Annotated in this window: 18 protein-coding genes; 12 read left to right on the forward strand and 6 right to left on the reverse strand. The window is 72.3% G+C overall.

Annotated features, from left to right (window positions below):
- Positions 1-93 precede the first annotated feature (93 nt).
- Both ACFYT9_RS15955 and ACFYT9_RS15960 read right to left on the reverse strand, forming a co-directional pair.
- Complete coding sequence (locus tag ACFYT9_RS15955) at positions 94-531, reverse strand: nitroreductase family deazaflavin-dependent oxidoreductase (protein WP_376595402.1); 438 nt, start codon at positions 529-531, stop codon at positions 94-96.
- A 146-nt stretch (positions 532-677) separates the two neighbouring features.
- Positions 678-1,286 carry a DUF2867 domain-containing protein gene (locus ACFYT9_RS15960; RefSeq protein ID WP_387272874.1) on the reverse strand — a complete coding sequence of 203 codons (609 nt, stop codon included), beginning with the start codon at positions 1,284-1,286 and terminating at the stop codon, positions 678-680.
- Between the two features lie 99 nt (positions 1,287-1,385).
- Here ACFYT9_RS15960 and ACFYT9_RS15965 point away from each other — a divergent pair, with 99 nt between their 5' ends.
- Positions 1,386-1,967 (forward strand): TetR/AcrR family transcriptional regulator, encoded by a 582-nt coding sequence (locus tag ACFYT9_RS15965; RefSeq protein ID WP_376595404.1) that lies wholly within the window; start codon positions 1,386-1,388, stop codon positions 1,965-1,967.
- Between the two features lie 84 nt (positions 1,968-2,051).
- Here ACFYT9_RS15965 and ACFYT9_RS15970 read toward each other — a convergent pair whose 3' ends face one another.
- Positions 2,052-2,777: a class E sortase gene (locus ACFYT9_RS15970; RefSeq protein WP_389163947.1), complete on the reverse strand. Its 726-nt coding sequence runs from the start codon at positions 2,775-2,777 to the stop codon at positions 2,052-2,054.
- Positions 2,778-2,947: 170 nt separating this feature from the next.
- On the opposite strand from ACFYT9_RS15970, the gene ACFYT9_RS15975 reads away from it, so the two are divergent.
- From ACFYT9_RS15975 to ACFYT9_RS16015, 9 genes are all read left to right on the forward strand, one after another.
- Positions 2,948-3,649: a TetR/AcrR family transcriptional regulator gene (locus ACFYT9_RS15975; RefSeq protein ID WP_389163949.1), complete on the forward strand. Its 702-nt coding sequence runs from the start codon at positions 2,948-2,950 to the stop codon at positions 3,647-3,649.
- 258 nt (positions 3,650-3,907) lie between these two features.
- Positions 3,908-5,491, forward strand: a complete 1,584-nt coding sequence (locus ACFYT9_RS15980; RefSeq protein ID WP_387272925.1) for an MDR family MFS transporter — start codon at positions 3,908-3,910, stop codon at positions 5,489-5,491.
- Positions 5,492-5,823: 332 nt separating this feature from the next.
- Positions 5,824-7,614 (forward strand): hypothetical protein, encoded by a 1,791-nt coding sequence (locus tag ACFYT9_RS15985; protein ID WP_389163951.1) that lies wholly within the window; start codon positions 5,824-5,826, stop codon positions 7,612-7,614.
- Entirely contained in the window at positions 7,611-9,323 is a 1,713-nt protein-coding gene (locus ACFYT9_RS15990) for an AMP-binding protein (protein WP_387272866.1), read from the forward strand. The genes ACFYT9_RS15985 and ACFYT9_RS15990 overlap by 4 nt, the downstream gene beginning before the upstream one ends.
- Positions 9,320-9,940, forward strand: a complete 621-nt coding sequence (locus ACFYT9_RS15995) for a GNAT family N-acetyltransferase (RefSeq protein ID WP_387272864.1) — start codon at positions 9,320-9,322, stop codon at positions 9,938-9,940. The genes ACFYT9_RS15990 and ACFYT9_RS15995 overlap by 4 nt, the downstream gene beginning before the upstream one ends.
- A 61-nt stretch (positions 9,941-10,001) precedes the next feature.
- The gene (locus tag ACFYT9_RS16000; protein WP_387272862.1) at positions 10,002-10,694 is read left to right on the forward strand and encodes an alpha/beta hydrolase; all 693 of its coding nucleotides are present in this window, start codon (positions 10,002-10,004) and stop codon (positions 10,692-10,694) included.
- Positions 10,695-10,786: 92 nt separating this feature from the next.
- Positions 10,787-11,749, forward strand: a complete 963-nt coding sequence (locus ACFYT9_RS16005) for a cupin-like domain-containing protein (protein WP_376595411.1) — start codon at positions 10,787-10,789, stop codon at positions 11,747-11,749.
- 28 nt (positions 11,750-11,777) lie between these two features.
- Positions 11,778-13,016, forward strand: coding sequence for an ATP-grasp domain-containing protein (locus tag ACFYT9_RS16010; protein ID WP_389163955.1), 1,239 nt, complete (start codon positions 11,778-11,780; stop codon positions 13,014-13,016).
- A gap of 83 nt (positions 13,017-13,099) precedes the next feature.
- Complete coding sequence (locus ACFYT9_RS16015) at positions 13,100-14,326, forward strand: ATP-grasp domain-containing protein (RefSeq protein ID WP_389163958.1); 1,227 nt, start codon at positions 13,100-13,102, stop codon at positions 14,324-14,326.
- Between the two features lie 38 nt (positions 14,327-14,364).
- Here ACFYT9_RS16015 and ACFYT9_RS16020 read toward each other — a convergent pair whose 3' ends face one another.
- A complete protein-coding gene (locus tag ACFYT9_RS16020) occupies positions 14,365-14,712 on the reverse strand; it encodes a VOC family protein (protein ID WP_389163961.1) in 348 nt (115 codons plus the stop codon).
- 110 nt (positions 14,713-14,822) lie between these two features.
- Positions 14,823-15,275: an Lrp/AsnC family transcriptional regulator gene (locus tag ACFYT9_RS16025; protein WP_389163964.1), complete on the reverse strand. Its 453-nt coding sequence runs from the start codon at positions 15,273-15,275 to the stop codon at positions 14,823-14,825.
- 108 nt (positions 15,276-15,383) lie between these two features.
- Between ACFYT9_RS16025 and ACFYT9_RS16030 the strand changes: the two genes are divergently transcribed.
- Positions 15,384-16,343, forward strand: coding sequence for an SMP-30/gluconolactonase/LRE family protein (locus ACFYT9_RS16030; RefSeq protein WP_389163967.1), 960 nt, complete (start codon positions 15,384-15,386; stop codon positions 16,341-16,343).
- Positions 16,344-16,388: 45 nt separating this feature from the next.
- Here the strand turns inward: ACFYT9_RS16030 and ACFYT9_RS16035 are convergent, their stop codons facing one another.
- Positions 16,389-17,048, reverse strand: coding sequence for a TetR/AcrR family transcriptional regulator (locus ACFYT9_RS16035; RefSeq protein ID WP_376595417.1), 660 nt, complete (start codon positions 17,046-17,048; stop codon positions 16,389-16,391).
- Positions 17,049-17,190: 142 nt separating this feature from the next.
- Between ACFYT9_RS16035 and ACFYT9_RS16040 the strand changes: the two genes are divergently transcribed.
- Positions 17,191-18,309, forward strand: a complete 1,119-nt coding sequence (locus tag ACFYT9_RS16040; RefSeq protein ID WP_389163970.1) for a serine hydrolase domain-containing protein — start codon at positions 17,191-17,193, stop codon at positions 18,307-18,309.
- Positions 18,310-18,375 lie beyond the last annotated feature (66 nt).

An 18,375-nucleotide genomic window follows, 5' to 3' on the forward strand; every position in this document is an offset into this window, starting at 1 on the left:
GCGCGCCCCGGCCACCGGCTCGGCGACGGGGCTCGTCAGGCGACCGGCTCCGCGACGGGACTCGTCAGCCCACCGGCTCGGCGACGGGACTCGTCAGGCCACCGGCTCGGCGACGAAGACGGGGATCTCCCGGTCGGTCTTGACCTGGTAGTCGGCGTAGTCCGGGAAGGCCGCGACGGCCCTCTCCCACCACGCGCGCCGCTCCTCGCCGGTCACGACGCGCACCCGCATGTCCCACTGCCGCGTCTCGTCGCGCAGCTCGATCTGAGGGGAGGCGATCAGGTTGTGGTACCAGACCGGGTGCTTCACGGCTCCGCCGTTGGAGGCGACGAGCGCGTACGCGCCCTCGTGCTCGACCCGCATGAGCGGGGTCTTGCGGAGCTTGCCGCTCTTCGCGCCGACCGTGGTCACGAGCACCACGGGCAGGCCGCGCATCGTCGTTCCCTCGGTCCCGCCCGACGACTCGTACAGCTCCACCTGGTCCCGTACCCACTGCGACGGACTGGGCTCGTAGATTCCTTCGAGCGGCATGCCGTTCTCCTCTCGTCGTCCGACGGCGGCCGGCCATTCCGGAGTGTGCCGTTCCGTCCACTCCATCATGGTCGCCGCCGTCGCGACCAGGGGAGACGACCCCCAGGCACGCGTGTGCGATCACCCGCCCGGCGCCCGAGGGAGCGTCAGGCCGAGGTGCGGCGAGCGGTGTTCGCCTGCCACTCCCGGCCGATCGAACGCAGCAGGGCGGGGTAGACGCCCAGGTACCGGAACGGCTTGATGCCGAGCATGTAGAGGGAACCGAGGCGGCCGTTGGGCTTGACCAGGACGGCCATCTGGCCCCGGTGGCCGCCCTCGCCGTCGGGGACCCAGGCGATGTGCATCACGCCGTGCATCGTCTTGTTGGCGCATTCGGCGGCCCATTCGTCGTGCGTCTGGAAGACCGACGTGAAGGGGGCCGTACCGAGGTCGGGGCCGCGCGGCCCCTCGCGCAGGTCGTCCGGCAGTCGGTCACGCAGCGTCGCCACCCGGCCTCCGATGCCCGATTCGGGCCCGTCCCAGCCGAGGAGCCTGCCGAGCTTCCAGCGCACCGCGAAGAGGAACCGGCCCACGGGGTTGCCGCCGTCCGGCCCCTCCGTGCCCCCCGCCATCTGCTCGACCAGATGGTGCAGGTCGTCCGGGCCGCCCGGTGTCGGCAGGGCCCACAGGTCCTCCAGCCGGAAGTCGCCGGCGATCTCGTGGATCCGCAGGGGGCGGGAGGTGTAGTCGGTCGGAGGCAGGCGCAGAGCGTTCATGACGGACCCCTGTCTATACGGTGGCGTATAGATCGAGCATAACCCTCATCTGTACGGCGCCGTATACTCGGGTCGTCATCACGCGAGGGGAAGGGCGGCATGGGCGCGATCCGAACGCCGCGGGCCAGGTGGATCGAGGAGGGGCTGAGGGCGCTCGCCGCCGGCGGACCCGAGGCGGTCCGGGTCGAGGTCCTGGCGCAGGCCCTCGGCGTCAGCAAGGGCGGCTTCTACGGCTACTTCCGCAATCGCGCCGCCCTCCTCGACGAGATGCTCGACACCTGGGAGCGCGGGGTCACCGAGGACGTCATCGCGCGGATCGAGCGCGACGGGGGCGACGCCCGCGAGCGGCTCGGGCGGCTCTTCGACGTCGTGGGGGCTGCCGGGACGCCCGTGATCAGCGCCGGGGTCGAGCTCGCCGTACGCGACTGGGCCCGCCGCGACGAAGCCGTCGCGGAGCGGCTCCGCCGGGCCGACAACCGGCGCATGGACTATCTGCGCGTGCTCTACGGAGCCTTCTGCCCCGACGAGGGCGATGTCGAGGCCCGCTGTCTGATCACCTTCTCCCTGCGCATCGGTGACCACCTCATCGCGGCCGACGACGGCCCGCGCACCCGCGCGCAGGTCCTCGCCGCGGTCCGCGAGCGCCTGCTGGCCCTGCCGGCGCCGCCCGCCGCCTCCTGACGGCCTCCGCGATCCACCGCGCTCCCGGACGGGCGTGAGGGGGAGGCGACCTCCCGTCCGTACGTGTCGACTCCGGCCCCCGCGCTAGCCCCGGGCGGGGGCCGTCTTCGTGAGGACGCCGATCTTGTCGATGCGGTGCTCGGGGTTGCCCTGCGCGTCCCGCCAGTAGTTGCCCGCCGCGTTGTCCTCCGGGGTGGCGCAGGTGGAGAGCGTGATCATGGCGCGGGTGGGGCGTTCGCCGGGCTCGCCGGGGACCGCGGCCCGCTGTTCGGCGAGGGAGCGCTCCGAGCGGAAGGAGGTCGTACGGGTCTCGGTGATCCGGTACGTGTACGTGGTGTCGCCGGCGGTGACCCGCACCAGGTCGCCGATCTCGACGTCGGGCAGATCGAGGAGCGGCGCGCCCGCCGAGAGGCGGTGCGCGGTCACCTGGTAGTTGCCGATGTCGCCGGGGCCGACGCCGCCCTCCTCCCCGTACGGGCTGGCCGCCACGCCCCGGTCCTGGATGCGGGTGCCCGCCCGGTCGTCGGTCTTCCCCTCGTACGGGACGACGCGCAGGTCCGTCACCCCGATCGACGGGATGTCCAGCTCGGCGGGGCGCGGGCGCGGGGTGGGCGTCGCGGCCACGGGTTCCGGTGGCTCGGCCGTACGGGAGGGCGAGGGCGCGCTGGTGGCGGGCGCGGGTTTCGGCGGGGCGGCGTCCATGGGCGCCCGGGCGCCGGTGTCGGGGGCGGCGGCGCACCCGCCCAGGAGCGCGACGAGCAGCGCGAGGAGGGCGGTCGCGGCGACGGTGATGCGGCGTGCACGGATCATGGCTCTCGACCACCTGGGCGTGGACGGCACCTGCGTGCAGGGGGGAACGACGGTGCGGTGCGCCGTATTCCCGATCTTCCCGACCTTCCCGACGTCGGCCTGTGCGGTCGGCCAGCGCGTGCACGGACATGCATTTTTGCAGGCTCTGCATTTTTGCGTACCATGCACCCATGCCGGAGGGGACGCCTGCCGAGAGCGGGCTCAGAGAGCGCAAGAAGCGGGCGACACGGGCCGCGCTCGTCGAGGCGGCCGTACGGCTGGCGGTGGAGCGCGGGGTCGAGAACGTCACCGTGGACGCCATCAGCGCGGCGGCGGGGGTCTCCACGCGTACGTTCTTCAACTACTTCGACTCCCGTGACGAGGTCTTCGTCATGGTCGGCGCCGACGCGGGCGACCGGGTCCGCCGGGCCGTCCTCGCGGCCCCGGCCGGACTCTCCCCGCTGGAGGCGCTCCGCGACGCCCTGGCGGCGGAGCTGGAGGAGGTCGAGCAGCAGCAGGAACTGTGGTGCCTGCACGCGGAGGTCCTCCGCAAGGCGCCCCAGCTCCTCGCCCGCAGGATCGGCGCCCACATGGCCGACGAACTCGGCCTCGCCGAGACCCTCGCGGAGCGCATGGGGGCCGGTTCCCCGCTCTTCACCGAAGGACGCCCGGACTTCGCGTCACCGGAGGAGGAGGAACGGCGGCGCGCCCTGGGGCTGTATCCGCGCCTCCTGGCCGCCGTCGGCGGCACGGCCGTGCGCGTCGCGGTCGAGCACTGGTCCGTCCGGCAGGGGGAGACCGCCTTCGCGGACGTGTTCCGGGAGACGTTCGAGCACCTCGCCGCGGGCCTTCCGCTTCCGCAGCCGCCCCCCGCACCCGCCGACGGCGGCTGAGGGGCAGGGGGCTCCCGCGCGGAGCCGGCGCGACCGGCTCCCGCAGGTCTCCGGCGCGGTCCCGTGTCCTTGCCCTGTCCGTCCCGTCGCTCGTCTCTGCCCTGCCCCCCCGCCCTGCCCCCTGCCCGGCCCGCCCGCGCCCGGCCCTGTGCCCGCCCGGGCGCGCGCCCACGAACCCCCGCGATCCACGAAACACTGAGAAGAGAAGCTGTGAAATCACCAGCCACGGCGCCGGCCGAGGCGTCCCCGGCCACCGCGATGTCGGACCGGCAGATACTCCAGGCCATGTCCGGCCTGATGGCGGGCATGTTCGTCTCCATCCTCGCCGGCACGGTGGTCGCCAACGCGCTGCCCCGGATCATGGCGGACCTCCAGGCCACCCAGTCCGCCTACACCTGGGTCGTCACCGCCGAACTGCTCGCCATGACGGCCACGGTGCCGCTGTGGGGCAAGCTCGCCGACCTCTACAACCAGAAGCTCCTCCTCCAGATCTCCCTGGGCCTCTTCGTGGTCGGCTCGCTGCTGGCCGGCTTCTCCCAGGAAGTCGGACTGCTCATCTTCAGCCGTGTCGCCCAGGGCATCGGCGCCGGCGGCCTGACCGCCCTCGCGCAGGTCGTGATGGCGGCGATCATCCCGCCGCGCAGGCTCGGCAAGTACGCCGGCATCTTCGGAGCCGTCTTCGCCGTCGGCACCGTCGCCGGACCGCTCATCGGCGGCGTCCTGGTGGACACCTCCTGGCTGGGCTGGCGCTGGTGCTTCTTCATCGGCGTCCCCTTCGCCCTCCTCGCCATCGTGCTGCTCCAGCGGACCCTGAAGCTGCCCGACCTGCGCCGCGAGGCCAAGATCGACTACCTGGGCGCCTTCCTGATCGTCGCCGGCGTCAGCGCGCTCCTCATCTGGGTGTCGCTGGCCGGGAACAGCTTCGACTGGGCCTCCTGGCAGACCGCGGCCCTCACGGGCGGCGGCCTGGTGCTGCTCGCCGCGGCGGTGCTCGTCGAGTCCCGGGTCCCGGAGCCGATCATCCCGCTCGGCATCTTCCGCAACCGCACCGTGTCGCTCACCACCGTCGCCAGCCTCTTCGTCGGCCTGGCCATGTTCGGCGGCACCGTCTTCCTCTCGCAGTACTTCCAGATCTCCCTCGGGAAGTCCCCGACGGTCGCGGGCCTCATGAGCCTGCCGATGATCCTCGGCCTCCTGGTCTCCTCCACGGTCGCCGGACAGATCATCAGCAAGACCGGTCGCTGGAAGGCGTACCTGGTGGCCGGCGGCCTCACGATGACGGCCGGCCTCGGGCTCCTCTCCACGATCGACTCCGACACCCACTTCGGCCTGACCAGCCTCTACATGGCCGTCATGGGCATCGGTGTCGGCATGCTGATGCAGAACCTGGTCCTGGCCGCGCAGAACGACGTGCCGGCCACCGAACTCGGTGCCGCCACCTCCGTCCTGTCCTTCTTCCGCAGCCTCGGCGGCACCATCGGCACCAGCGTGCTCGGCGCCATCCTCGCCAACCGCGTCGCCTCGGAGATGAGCAAGGGCCTCGCGGACGCCGGCGCACCCGCCGGCGGAGGCGCGGCCGGGCACGGCGGCGCCATGCCGGACATGGCGGCCCTCCCGGCCCCGATCCGCGAGATCGTCGAGCACGCCTACGGCGTCGCCACCGGCGAACTCTTCCTCATCGCGACCCCCTTCGCCGCGCTCGCGCTGCTCTGCGTCCTCTTCGTCAAGGAGAAGCCGCTGAAGACCACCAGCGGCATGCAGCGCCTCGCCGAGGAAGCCGGCGACGCCGACGGCAACGGCACCAGCGGCCCGTCCCGCCAGGCCGCCGACGTCCCGGCGTAGTCCCGGGCGACCGCCCCGCGCGCACCGCGGCACCCGTGCCGTGCCATCGGCCTCCCTCACCCTCCGGGGCGGGGGAGGCCGATGGCGTGTCCGGCGTGTTCTCGGCCTGTACTCCCGGGGGAACGGCCGAAAACCAGGTGTCCGGTGGAGTCGGGTGTCGTCACCATGGCTGGTGTTCCGTCTGAAAGCGCAGAGTTCCAGGGAATCGGTCGATCCGTTTCATTGTCGAACCGCGGGGGACGCCCATGCCATTTTCAGGACCGGATTCGGGAGCAGGGCCGGGCAGTTCCGTCCTGCGGGGCCAGGAGGCTTCCGGCTGGCTGCTGCGTGAATTGACGAGCCAGGGGCGCATTCCGTTCGGTCTGGCCTGCCGGCGGCTGACGGAATGGGAGTCGGCGCTCCTCCAGCACGTGCTCGGCCGTGAGGACGTCGACGTCGTCGTGGAGCAGCCCACCGCGTCCTGCGGCGCGGCCGGGCTCGTACCGGTGACCCGTTCCGCGCTCTTCGGAGTCTCCTTCTGGAGGCCGGGGGAGCTGCGGGAATCGCGTGACCGGCCGATCGCGTGGCTGCGTGTGCCCGCCGAGGTTCTCGACACGGCCGACGAGGAGGCGCGGTCGGCCCTGGCGCGGGAGGCCGCCGCGGCCGACGAGGTCGACGGGATACTCCGGGGGTGGGAGAGCGGCGGGGAACTCGACCACCGGCTGGCACAGCTCGCCGACTGGGTCGAGCGGGTCGAGACGGTCTACTTGTTCATCGGACGCGAGGTGTTCTCGAAATCCGACGCCGGCAGCAATACCCTCACACGGGACGGCCGGATCTCAGGTCTCCGCGACCGTCCCGTCGGAAACTGGAGTTCGGCCGACCGATTGTTCGTCGTCCTCGCCCACTGCCTTTTCGCCAGTGGCCGTTCGGTCCGTTTCGAGGAATTCAACGGAATGCAGCTCTCGGCCACGGGACTCCGCCGCTACCTGCTGGACCGCCACGCGAACTACTGCGCCGCGATCGGCCGGCCCCCGGGCCTTCCCCACGGCATGCCGCTGCCGGAGCTGGCGGCGGAGGTCCGCGTGCTCCAGGAAGAGGTCGACCGCCACGCGTCCCGCATGCGCTACCGCCGCATCAACGGCCTGACCTTCGTCAAGAGCGAGGGCCTGGACGACTTCCCGCACCCCCGCGACCCGCACGTCCTGCCCGAGCCGGTCGCGCGTCACGGACGGCTCCGCCTCGGCGTCGAACCCACCGGGAAGGCACGCGAGGACATGCGCGCCCTCACCGTGGCCGCCGCGCTCCTGGACGCACAGACGGACACGGACGCCGCCGGCGCGCTCCCCTCCGCCGGGCAGGCCGGCGACGATGCCCACCGTGTCCCCCACGGGGCCGTCGGGGAGCTCCTCGCCGCGATCGTGCTCTCCGCCGTCCTGTCCACCGATTCCGACTACGGCATGAGCAGCTCGGTACGCGATCTCACGCGGCTCCGCGGGGCACGGCCCGGTGGCCCCGACGGGGTCCTGGAGCTGAAGAAGGCCGACTTCGTCTGCTGCTGTCTGCCCCACCCCGTCCGCATGGCCGGGACCGGCGAGGACACCGGCCCCATCCTGTGGCGAGCAGCCCAGCGCATGATGTACAACCGCTGGCACTTCGCCCCCGGAGAGTTCGACCGCGAGGACATCCCCCACAAGCGCCACTACTTCTTCCCGCCGCAGGTCCCCGACATCGCCGAGCACGCCGACCACCACCACGGCGGGCACGTGGCCTCACGGGTGCGCTACTCCCTCCGCGCCCCGGGCGCCCAGGTGTGGCACCCCCCGTTCAGCGTCTTCGGCCACGGCTTCCGGGGCTGCTACGACATCCGGCTGGTACGCATGGACGGGCCCGCCTTCACGCTGCGCGAGCTGCGCGAGGCCGTGCGGCACTGCTCCCTGGTCGACGAGGTGTGGCGCACGCTGGCGGACGGCGTCCAGTACGGCACCCTGCCCGTACGGCCGATCGGCGGCTTCGACCGCGACTGGTACGCGGCCCGGGGCTGGGAGCGGCTGGACGCCTACCTCCTCGCGACCGGACCCCGGCCGGGGACCGCGCCCGCGGGCCCGGAGGACGTAACCCACAGGAAGGCGGGGCGAGGGTGAACGCTGAGGACTCCCCGCCGGTCGCCGACGTCATCGGCACGGTCGCCCGGACCGGATGCCGGGACACCCGTCACCGCATCCACTTCCACGACGGCGACCGGGTCCGCTCCGTCAGCCTCGCCGAACTCGACGCGGGCGCCCTGCGCGTGGCCGCGCGCCTCCACGCACTCGGCGTCCGCGCCCGGGACCGCGTGGGCGTCATGGCGTCCAACCGGATCGAGTGGGTGCTGCTCGACCTGGCCGTACTCAAGCTGGGTGCCGTCACCGCCGGGATCGAACCCGGCCGGTACGCACCACCGGCCGTGCTGACCGAGTTCGGGCTCAAGCTGCTCTTCACCGACGACCTCACGCACCACCGGGCCGACCCCGGGGAGACGGGTCGGGACACGGCGGGCGGAGACGCCGGCCCCACCGCCGTGCGGGACATCGCGCGGGTCCGCTCCTGGGCCTTCGCCCCCGCCTCAGAGGAGCGGACCGGCACCGGCCTGCCGACGCACCCGGGCTACGACCCCGCCGACATCTGCGCGATCAAACAGACCTCCGGCAGCACCGGCCCGCCCAAGGGCATCGAGGTCACCACCGCCAGCGTCAACGCCTCGATCGCCGCCGTCCAGGAGATGTTCGACCACCGTGACGGCGACAACCTGCTGGTTTTCCTGCCCGTACGGTTCCTCCAGCAGCGCTACTGGATCTACTCGGCCCTCGTCCACGGCCACGACGTCACCCTGGCCGACCGGGTCACCGCCGTGGAGACGGCCCGGACGGTCTCGCCGACCGTGATCATGGGGGTGCCGGGCTTCTACGAGCAGCTCAGGGCCCGGCTCCTGTCCGAAGGGATCCCGGACGACCCCGAGGGGAGGCGCGCGGCGATCCAGCGGACACTGGGCGGCCGCATCCGCTACCTGTGGACCGGTTCCGCTCCGGCCGGCCGCCAGGTCCTCCGCTTCTTCGACGACGCCGGCGTCCGCCTCTACGAGGGATACGGCCTCAACGAGACGTGCATCGTCTCCAAGAACCACCCCGGCGCCTTCCGGCTCGGCAGCGTCGGTCGCGTCCTGCCCCACAAGCGCATCCGCTTCGACGCGGACGGCATCCTCATCGTCGGCGGCAGCCACCCCGTCAACACCCGCTACACCTGGAGCGCCCCGGGGGCCGGCGAGAAGACCTTCCTCCCCACCGGCGAGGTCAGGACACACGACGTCGGGCACGTCGACGAGGACGGCTTCCTCTACATCGACGGGCGCGTCGACGACATCGTCACGTTGAGCGGCGCGCTCAACATCCTCGTGCCCCTGGTCGAGGAACGCGTCCGCGAACTGCCCGGCGTGCACGACTGCGCCGTCTTCGGCGACGGCAGGCCGTACCTCTCCGCGGTGGTCTCGCCGTCCGCCTCCGGTCTCGACCACGAGGAGCTGGCCCGGTCCCTGGCCGAACTGAACGAGGAACTCCGCTATGAGCAGCGCGTGTACGCCGCCGTCGTCCGCCAGGAGCCGTTCTCCGTCGACAACGGCCTCCTGAACGCCCAGTACAAGCTGATGCGCAAGCAGATCGCCACGCTCCACGCCGACGACCTGGAGCGGGCCTACAAGGAGCACCGCGTCTACAACGACGGCACGATCGGCGACACGCCGGTATGGGTGGGCGCCGCCCTCGCGGGCACGACGGGAACACCGCCGCACGGCGGTCGGACGGAGGAGCAGAACCCTTGAACGCGCACTGGAACGAACTGGCCCGCCTCGCACTGGCCAACGACCGGGTGACCCTGCGACGGGTCGGCGTCGCCGACACGGCCGCCTTCGAGCGGATCGTCTACGAACCCGAGATCTGGCGCCACTTCGTCCAGCGCATCGAGACCCCCGGCGACCTGCACACCTTCATCGAGACCGCGATCCGCGACACCCTGAACGGCACCCGCGTCGTGCTCGCGATCACCGACAACGCCTCCGGCGAGATCGTCGGCAGCACCGCCTACGGCAACCTCGCCCCGGCCGACCGCCGACTGGAGATCGGCTGGTCCTGGCTCTGCGCCCGCGCCCGCCGGACCGGCGTCAACCGCGCCGTCAAGCTGGCCCTGCTCGATCACGCCTTCGGCACACTCGACTGCGAGCGCGTCGAGTTCAAGACCGACGTCCTCAACACCGCGGCCCGCGCGGGACTGGCCGGGATCGGAGCCTCCGAGGAGGGCGTCCTGCGCAGCTTCAACGTCATGCCCGGAGGACGCCGCCGCGACGTCGTCTACTACAGCATCCTGCGCGACGCATGGCCGGCCGTGCGCAAGGAGCGCTTCGAGGAGACCGGCGCGGGGACCCGCGCCGGGGGGTCCTGAGCGGACCGGCCGCCGCCTTCCGTCACGAGCGCTTCACGTCCACCGGGGGTGAGAGCACACGATGCAGCACGACTTCGTCATCGAAGCCGCGGGACAGCGCCTCGCGGCCACCACGACCACCGGGCCCGGCGGCGCGGGCCCGGCGATCCTGTCCCTGCACGGGCTGGGCGCCACGGCCTCCCGCCACCGCGCCCGCTATCTGCTCGACGCGTGGGCCGGCCACGGCCACGGCTCCCTCACGTTCGACTTCTCCGGCAACGGCGACAGCACCGGGGAACTGGCCCGCTCCACCCTGCGCCGGCGCCGGGCCGAGACCCTGGCCGCGGCGCAGTGGCTGGACTCCTCCACACCGCCCGTCGTCATGGGCACCAGCCTGGGCGCCCACCTCGCCGCGTGGACCGTACCGGAACTGCGCCCGCGGGCCCTGGTGCTGTTCTGCCCGGCCACCTACCCCGCGCACGCCACCGACCTGCCCTTCGACGGCAGCCTGGTGCGCCCCGGCCGCCACCCCGACTCACCCGCGTACGCGGCGCTCCGCGACTTCCGCGGCGATCTGCTGATCTTCGGCGCCCGCCAGGACCAGGTCTGCCCGCCCGAGGTCGTCGAGGGATACCTCGCGAGCGCCCCCCGCGCCCGGTCCGCCGAGGTCGTCTGGCTCGACGGCTGCGACCACTTCGTCCACCGCTGGCTGCCCCAGCGGGAAGCCCTCCGCGACGAGGCCGTCCGTGCCGTCCTGAGGCTCCTCGCTCCGTGACCCCCGCCCGCCGGCCGCCCGGCCTCGCACCGGCACGCCCGGCCACGACCGCCTCGTACCCGACCCCGCCGCATCACAGGAGGCGCACCGCCATGCCCGTGCAGACCGAACGGAACCTGCTGAAACGACGCGACATCCACGCGCTGCGGACGGTCGAGGCCGCCTTCCGGACCGGCCCGCTCGCCGAACTGCTCGCTTCCGCACCGGAGCTGGAGCGCCGCGCCGACCTGACCCCCGAGGAGTTCGAGCGGGAGTACCGGTTCCGGGGCCGGCCTGTGGTGCTCGAGGGATACGCGGCCGACTGGCCCTCCGTCCGGCGCTGGACCTTCCGCTCCCTCGCCGAGCGCTGCTCCGACGTACCCGTCGTGGTCGACAGCTACAGCAGCGAGGCCGCCACGAGGACCACCTTCGGAGAGTTCGTCACCCGCCTGGAGAAGAGCGCCGGCAGCGGCGCGGACCCTCTGTACCTCCAGGAGTGGTACTACCGGACGACCGCACCCGAGCTCGCCGAGGACATGCCCGAACTCGACATCGCCCAGTACGACTTCCGGCGCGACCTGTACGGCGAGGCCGCCTCGGTCAACCACCAGCTCTGGATCGGCCAGCGCGGCGCCGTCACCCGACTGCACCAGGACGCGTACTCCGTCGACGTCATGCACGCGCAGATCGTCGGCGAGAAGCTCTGGTACGTCATGGGCCCCGACGCCGAGCTCCTGCCCGGCCCCGGAGGCGAACCGCGGCTCGACGCGCTGTGCGGCTCACCGGACACCCTGCTCAAGCGCTTCGTGCTGCGCCCCGGGGACGTGCTGTACCTGCCCGCGCTGTGGTTCCACCGCATCGAGCTCCTCGGGGACTCCATCGGGCTGGGCCGCAAGTGCCTGGACGAGTCCCGCCTCCGCGCCCACGTCCGCCAGCGGATCGGCGAACTCCTGGCGCTCGCCCTCAACCCCGACGAACTGCGCGTCACCCACTCGGAGCTCTTCGACGTCGTCGTCGCCCGGGCCCGGTCCCTGGCCGACCGCATGGACATCGACCTGTCCCGCCTGCGGCAGTGAGGTCCCGCCGGTGAGGTACAAAGAACCCATGAGGCAACAGCACCTCCTGCTGGTCGGCGGCCGGGGCCACGAACTGCCCAAGGCGGCGGCGCTGGGCGTGCGCCACTCCATGGTCCAGATCCCGGAGCGGGCGGACGAGGAACACGCGGCGGCCGCCGCGCGGTACGCCGTCCAGGACTACCGCGACCTGGAGACGCTCCTGCCGCTGGCCCGCGACTGGCACGAGGCCGACCCCTTCGACGCCGTCCTCTCCTTCACCGAGTACGGCCTGGAGCCGGCCTCCCGGGTCGCGATCGACCTCGGCGTGCCCGGCGAGAACCTCTCCGCCGTCCTCGCCACCCGCGACAAGACCAGGACCCGCGCCCTGCTCGACCGCCACGGCCTCAGCCCGGTACGGCACCGGATCTGCGCCACCCGGGCCGAAGCGGCCGCCTTCCTCTCCGAGCTCGGCGGCCGGCCCCTCGTGCTCAAACCCCCCTCCGGAGGGCTCAGCGAAGGGGTGTACGCCGTCGAGTCGGCCCAGCAGCTCCCCGAACGCTGGGCCTGGACCGCGGCCGTCGCCGGCCGTGAACCCGTGCTCGCCGAGGAGTACCTGACCGGGCCCGAGTACAGCGTCGAGTCGATCTCCCGGCACGGCGTGCACGAGGTCGTCATGGTCACCGAGAAGCTCACCACCGGGCTGCCCGGCTTCGTCGAACTCGGCCATCAGGTGCCCGCCCGCCTCGACGCCGGAGCCCTGGAGGCGATCGAGAAGCTCGTCCTGGAGTTCCTGGAGGTCATCGGCCAGCGGACCGGCCCCGTCCACAGCGAACTGCGCCTCACCCCGGACGGCCCCCGCCTCATCGAGGCCCAGACCCGCGTGGGCGGCGACCAGATCTGGGAGCTGTGCGAGATGGTCAGCGGCGTCGACCAGATCACCGAGACGATGTCCGCCCTGCTGGGCAGGCCGGACCCCCCGCGCGTCCCCCGGGCGCGCGCGGCCGCCATCCGCTTCTTCGCCCGGGAGAACGCGCGGGTGCGCCACGTGGACGGCCTCGCCGACGCCGCCCGCGCCCCCGGTGTCGTCCGGTCCGTGTGCACCCTGCGGCCCGGACAGGACCTCGGCCCCCTGCTCTCCTCCGACTCCCGCCAGGGATACGTGCTCTGTGCCGGCGACAGCACATCGGACGCCGTCGCCAGGGCCGAGGCGGCACGCGACCTCGTCCGCGTCGACTCCGTGCCCCTGCCGGCCGCGGCGACGGCCACGGCGCGGCCGGACGGCGGGTGAGGGCCTCCGGGAGCGGCGGGGGCACCGCTGTGTCGTGACGCCGCGCGGCAGCCCGGCGTACCCCATCGAGTCACGGAGGAACCGTGCGCGTCCTCGTCATCGGCACCAACCGCGTGTGCCACGAACGGCTCCGCGACCAGGGGCACGAACTGGTGCTCTTCGTCCCCCGGGGAAGAGCCCTGCGGGAGGACGCGATCGGGCCGTACCGGCACGTGGTGATCCTCGACGACGACACGGACACCGAGACCTGGGCCGGCATCGCCGAGACCCTGCACCGGCGGTCGCCGTTCGACGCGGTCGCCGCGTACAACGAACACACCTACCCCGTGGTGCGGGCCGTCAGCGAACGGCTCTCCCTCCCCACCACCGTCGACGTCGACCTCTTCCACCGGGTGGTCGACAAGGCCCGGATGCGCGAGATCCTCGACGAACACGCACTCCCCAGCTGCGGCCACGCCTTCGCCCGCGGCCGCCGGGACGTCCTCAAGGCCATCGAGGCGATCGGCCTGCCCTGCATCGTCAAACCCGTCGACACCGAGGCCAGCGTCGGCGTCTCCCGCATCGACGCCGAGGGTGACGTCGAGACGGCGCTGCGCCGTGTGGGGACCCATCACATCGAACGGGGCGTCGTGGTCGAGGAGTTCCTCGACGGCACGGAGTACAGCGTCGAAGCGCTGTCCTACGACGGCCGCCACCGTATCGTCGCCGTCACCCGCAAGTTCACGGACCCCGAGACCTTCGTCTCGCGCGGGCACGTGGTGCCGGCGCCCCTCGCACCCGAGGAGCACGCCGAGGTGACCGCCTACGTCACCCGGGTCCTCGACGCCTTCGGTTTCCACGACTGCCCCTCGCACACCGAGGTGATGCTCACCGGGCGCGGGCCGCGCATCATCGAGATGCACAACCGGATCGGCGGCGACGCCATCATGGACCTCGTCCGCCTCTCCACCGGCGTCGACATGTACGACCTGATCGCCCGTCAGAGCATCGGTGAGGACCTCGGCGCCCTGCTCCCCGCACGGATCGTCCACGAACGCAGCGCGGCCGCCTGGTACGCGGCTCCCTCGGGCCCGCCGACGCACACGCTCCTGGAGGTGCGGGGCGTCGACGAAGCCCGCGCCCTGCCCGGCGTCCACGCGGTGACCCTGCTGAGGAAGCCGGGCAGCCCGCAGCCCACGGTGCGCCAGAACTTCGACCGCTCCGGCCGTGTCCTCGCCACCGGTGCCACCCCCCGAGAGGCCCTGGACCGCGCCCGCGGGGCCACCGCGCTGCTGCGGTTCGTCTACGGCTGGACGGCGGCGGACGCCTGAGCACCGAGACCCGCGCCGACACGAGCCCCGGACCACCGTCAGCGGTGGCCCAGGACGTTCACCACCCGGCCACTGGGGTCACGGACGAAGAACCGCCGCACCCCCCACTCCTCGTCCCGCAGGGGGTGCACGATCTCCGCGCCGCTCGCACGCACGACCTCGTACACGGCGTCCACGTCCTCCACCTCGACACTCATGTCGGGCGTGACCGGGGCGGTCCTGTCGCGCTCCATGAAACTGATCTGAGCCGTCGGGTTCGAGGGTGAGGCCAGCGTCATGATCCAGCCGTGGTTCATGACCTCCTCGAACCCGAGCAGGCCGTAGAACTCCCGGCTCTCCTCCGGGGCGGACGACTGGACATGGGGTACGACACGGCGAACGGCCATCGACAACTCCATGGGGGGCTGGACGAGTTCCGGGACTCTCCAGAAGTACCACTAGAGCGACCTCGCCGACTCCGACCGCGACGCCCGCGCCTCCTCCGCACATGCCCGAGTCAGTCCTGATCCTCCCTCAGGGGAGAGAGCGGCCGCTCGAAGAAGGTCTCCAGGACCACCGTCGCCCGGGTGCCGCTGACTCCGTCGATGGCGTAGATCCGGCGCAGCACGTCCTGGAGCTGCTCGGTGGTCGCGGTCCTGACCTTCACGAGGACCGAGGCGCTTCCGGCGATGACGTGCGCCTCCATGACCTCGGGGAGCGCGGCGAAGTCCCGCGCCGAATCGCCCATCCAGGACGTGGAGTCGACCATCACGTACGCCAGGACGCCACTGCCCACGGCGGCGGGGTCGACCTCGACGCCCGTACGCCGGATGACGCCGCGCTCGCGCAGCTTCCGTACCCGCTCGTGCGCGGCGCCGGCGGACAGGCCGACGGCCTGTCCGAGGGCGGCGTAGGGCTGGGTGGCGTCCTCCTGAAGGAGGGCCAGCAGGGCGCGATCGATGTGATCCACAACTCTCCGTTCGAAAATTCCTTGTCGAGAACATATCTCATCCTGCAATCATCGCCTCATGCCGAATCTGATTCGGCGCATGGTTGGTCTTGATGAGGAGGGGATCCTGTGAGCGGCGAGCGCGCGGGGCTGTACGAGTCGCTGGACGACCGGTTCCGTACGGGCCGGTGCACGAACGGCGACGAGGCGCTGGAGGTCCTGTACGCGGGCTGCCGTTGGGCCGAAGGCCCCCTCTACGTGCCGGCCTGGCGCCAGGTGGTCTGGAGCGACATCCCCAACGACCGGATGCTGCGGTGGGACGAGGAGACCGGGGCGGTCGGCGTCTTCCGCCGCTCCGCGGGGCACACCAACGGCAACACCCTCGACCGCGAGGGCCGGCTGATCACCTGTGAGCAGGGCAACCGCCGGGTGACGCGGACCGAACACGACGGCACCGTCACCGTGCTGGCCGACCGCTGGCGGGGCAGGCGCCTGAACAGCCCGAACGACGCGACCGTGAAGTCCGACGGCTCGGTCTGGTTCTCCGACCCGGACTTCGGCATCACCAGCGACTACGAGGGGTACCGGGCCGAGAGCGAGATCGGCTCGAACAACGTCTACCGGATCGACCCGGCCACCGGCGAGGTCCGGCTCGTCGCGGACTGCTTCGGTGCGCCGAACGGACTGGTCTTCTCGCCCGACGAGCGGCAACTGCTGGTCTCCGACACCCGCGCGGGCCTCATCCGGGTCTTCGACGTGCGCGACGACGGCACCCTGTCCGACGGCACGGTCTTCGCCGAGGCCGGGTCCCGCGGCGAGGCCCGCTTCGACAACCTCCGCTTCGACGACGGCGGCCGGCTCTGGGTCGCCGCCATGGACGACGGCGTGCACTGCTACGACCCCGACGGCACCCTGATCGGCCGCCTGAACGTCCCCGAGACGGTCGCCAACATCTCCTGGGGCGGCGCCAAGCGCAACCGCCTCTTCATCACCGCCGAGACCAGCCTCTACTCGGTCGTCACGGGCGTCACCGGAACCCATCCGACCGGCCCGGGCCGCCGCCCCTGGGCGACCCCGGTCTCCCGGTGACCCCCGCTCGCTGAGAACCGAACCGCCGAGCGCGCTCCGCCCGCCCTAGCCCGGGCGGAGCGTCGCCTCGATGTCGGCGAGGTGGGCGGCGAGGATCTCCTCGAACGCGGCGCCGCGGTCCGCCCCGAGGGGCCGGATCTCGCGGGCGAAGTGGGCCACGGCGGGGAACTGCCCGGGGTCGGCGCCGAGCACCGCGACGCGGAACAGCTCCATGCCCTGCTCGTACTCCTCGGCCGTAAGGGTGCCGACCCCGGCCTCGGAGGAGATCAGCGCGGTGATGAGGACGGCGAGCCGGTGGTAGCGCGCCGGGATCTCCTCGTCGGGCACCCCCGCCACGCGCAGGGCCTGGAGCACCTCCTCCATGACCAGCCGGGAGCCGGCTCCGCCCGAGGCGTACCGGCCCCAGGCCGCCGCGAGCTGCGGCTGCTGCCCGAACGCCTCCCTCACGCGCAGGGCCAGGGCGGTGACGCGCTGCTTCCAGTCGCCCTCGGGGCGATAGCCGTCCATGGAGGCCACGAGGACGCGGTCGGCGACCGCGCGCAGCAGCTCCGTCTTGCTGCGGAAGTGCCGGTAGAGGCTGGAGGAGTCGGTCCCGAGGGTCGCGGCGAGCTTGCGCACGCTGAACGACTCCGCGTCGCTCGTCCGCAGCAACTCCGCTGCCGCATCAAGGATCTCCTCGGTCGACCAACGCTTGCGACCTGCCATGTCGCCCCTCTCGTCGGGCCGATTCTAGCCCATGCGCCACCGCTGCGCGTGTTGCTGCGCTCGCCTATGCACTTGGCGTTGCACGCACCGCGTGCATAATGGGTGCACGAGCTTGTCCAGGCAGTGCGAAAGGACGCATGTCGTGAGCGACTTACTGGATCCCGCGGCGCTGGACGCCGCCCTCGAAGCTGTCCACCACGCCGGAATGCCGGGCCTGTTCGCCGAGGTGCGCGACGGCGACGAGGTCTGGCGCGGCGCCGCGGGGGTGGCCGACACCGCCACCGGCCGCCCGGTCACCGCCGACATGCGGCACCGGGTCGGCAGCATCACCAAGACCTTCACCGCCGCCGCGGTCCTCCAGCAGGCCGAGGCCGGCCGGATCGGCCTCGACACGCCGATCGGGCACTACCTCCCCGAGCTGGTCCCGGGGGAGCGGGGCCGCGCGATCACGGTGCGGATGCTGGTCAACCACACCAGCGGCCTCGCCGAGTACCTCCCGTACGCCTATCCCTCCCTCAAGGCGTTTCCCGCCCTCGCGGAGACCCGGCCCGAGAGTCTCGACGACCACCGGTTCACCCGCTTCGACCACGCCGCACTCATCGGGATGGGCCTCGCCGCGCCCGCCGCCGGCACCCCGGGCGGCGCTCCGGGGGTGTACTCCAACACCAACTACCTGCTGCTCACCCGGCTCCTGGAAGAGGTGACCGGTACCACCGCCGACCGGTACATCACCCGGAACGTCATCGAGCGCGCCGGGCTCACGGACACCGGATTCCCCTCCGGACCGCACATCGAAGGACCGCACTCGCTGCACTACGAGGCGTGGTTCGGCATGATCGACCCGCCGCGCGACTACAGCGTCTTCGACATGTCCTGGGTCGGACCGGCCGCCGCCCTCGTCTCGACCGTCGCCGACCTCAACCGCTTCTTCGGCCTGCTGCTCGCCGGAGAGATCGTCAGCCTCGCGTCCCTGGCACGGATGCAGCACACCGTCCCGGTCATCACCCAGGAGGGGAAGAGGGGCGACTACGGCCTCGGCCTCTACCCGATGGAGGAGCCCGGCAAGGACCGGTTCTGGGGCCACGGCGGCACGGTGTGGGGCGCCGGAACACTGGCCATGATCCGCGCCGACGGCCGGCGACGGATGGCCGTCGCGGTGAACCTCCAGCGGTGGAACACCCTCGACCCCTCCGGTACACCGCTGCCCCACCCCATCGACGACGCGCTCGCGGCCTTCCACCGCCTGGCGATGTACGGATGACGGCCCGTCACCACCCGCCGAGGCCACCAAGCCTCCACGCGGTACGACCCCACGCGATCGGCCCGA

It is taken from the genome of Streptomyces sp. NPDC004435, from assembly GCF_042873895.1.
Taxonomy (GTDB): Bacteria; Actinomycetota; Actinomycetes; order Streptomycetales; family Streptomycetaceae; genus Streptomyces.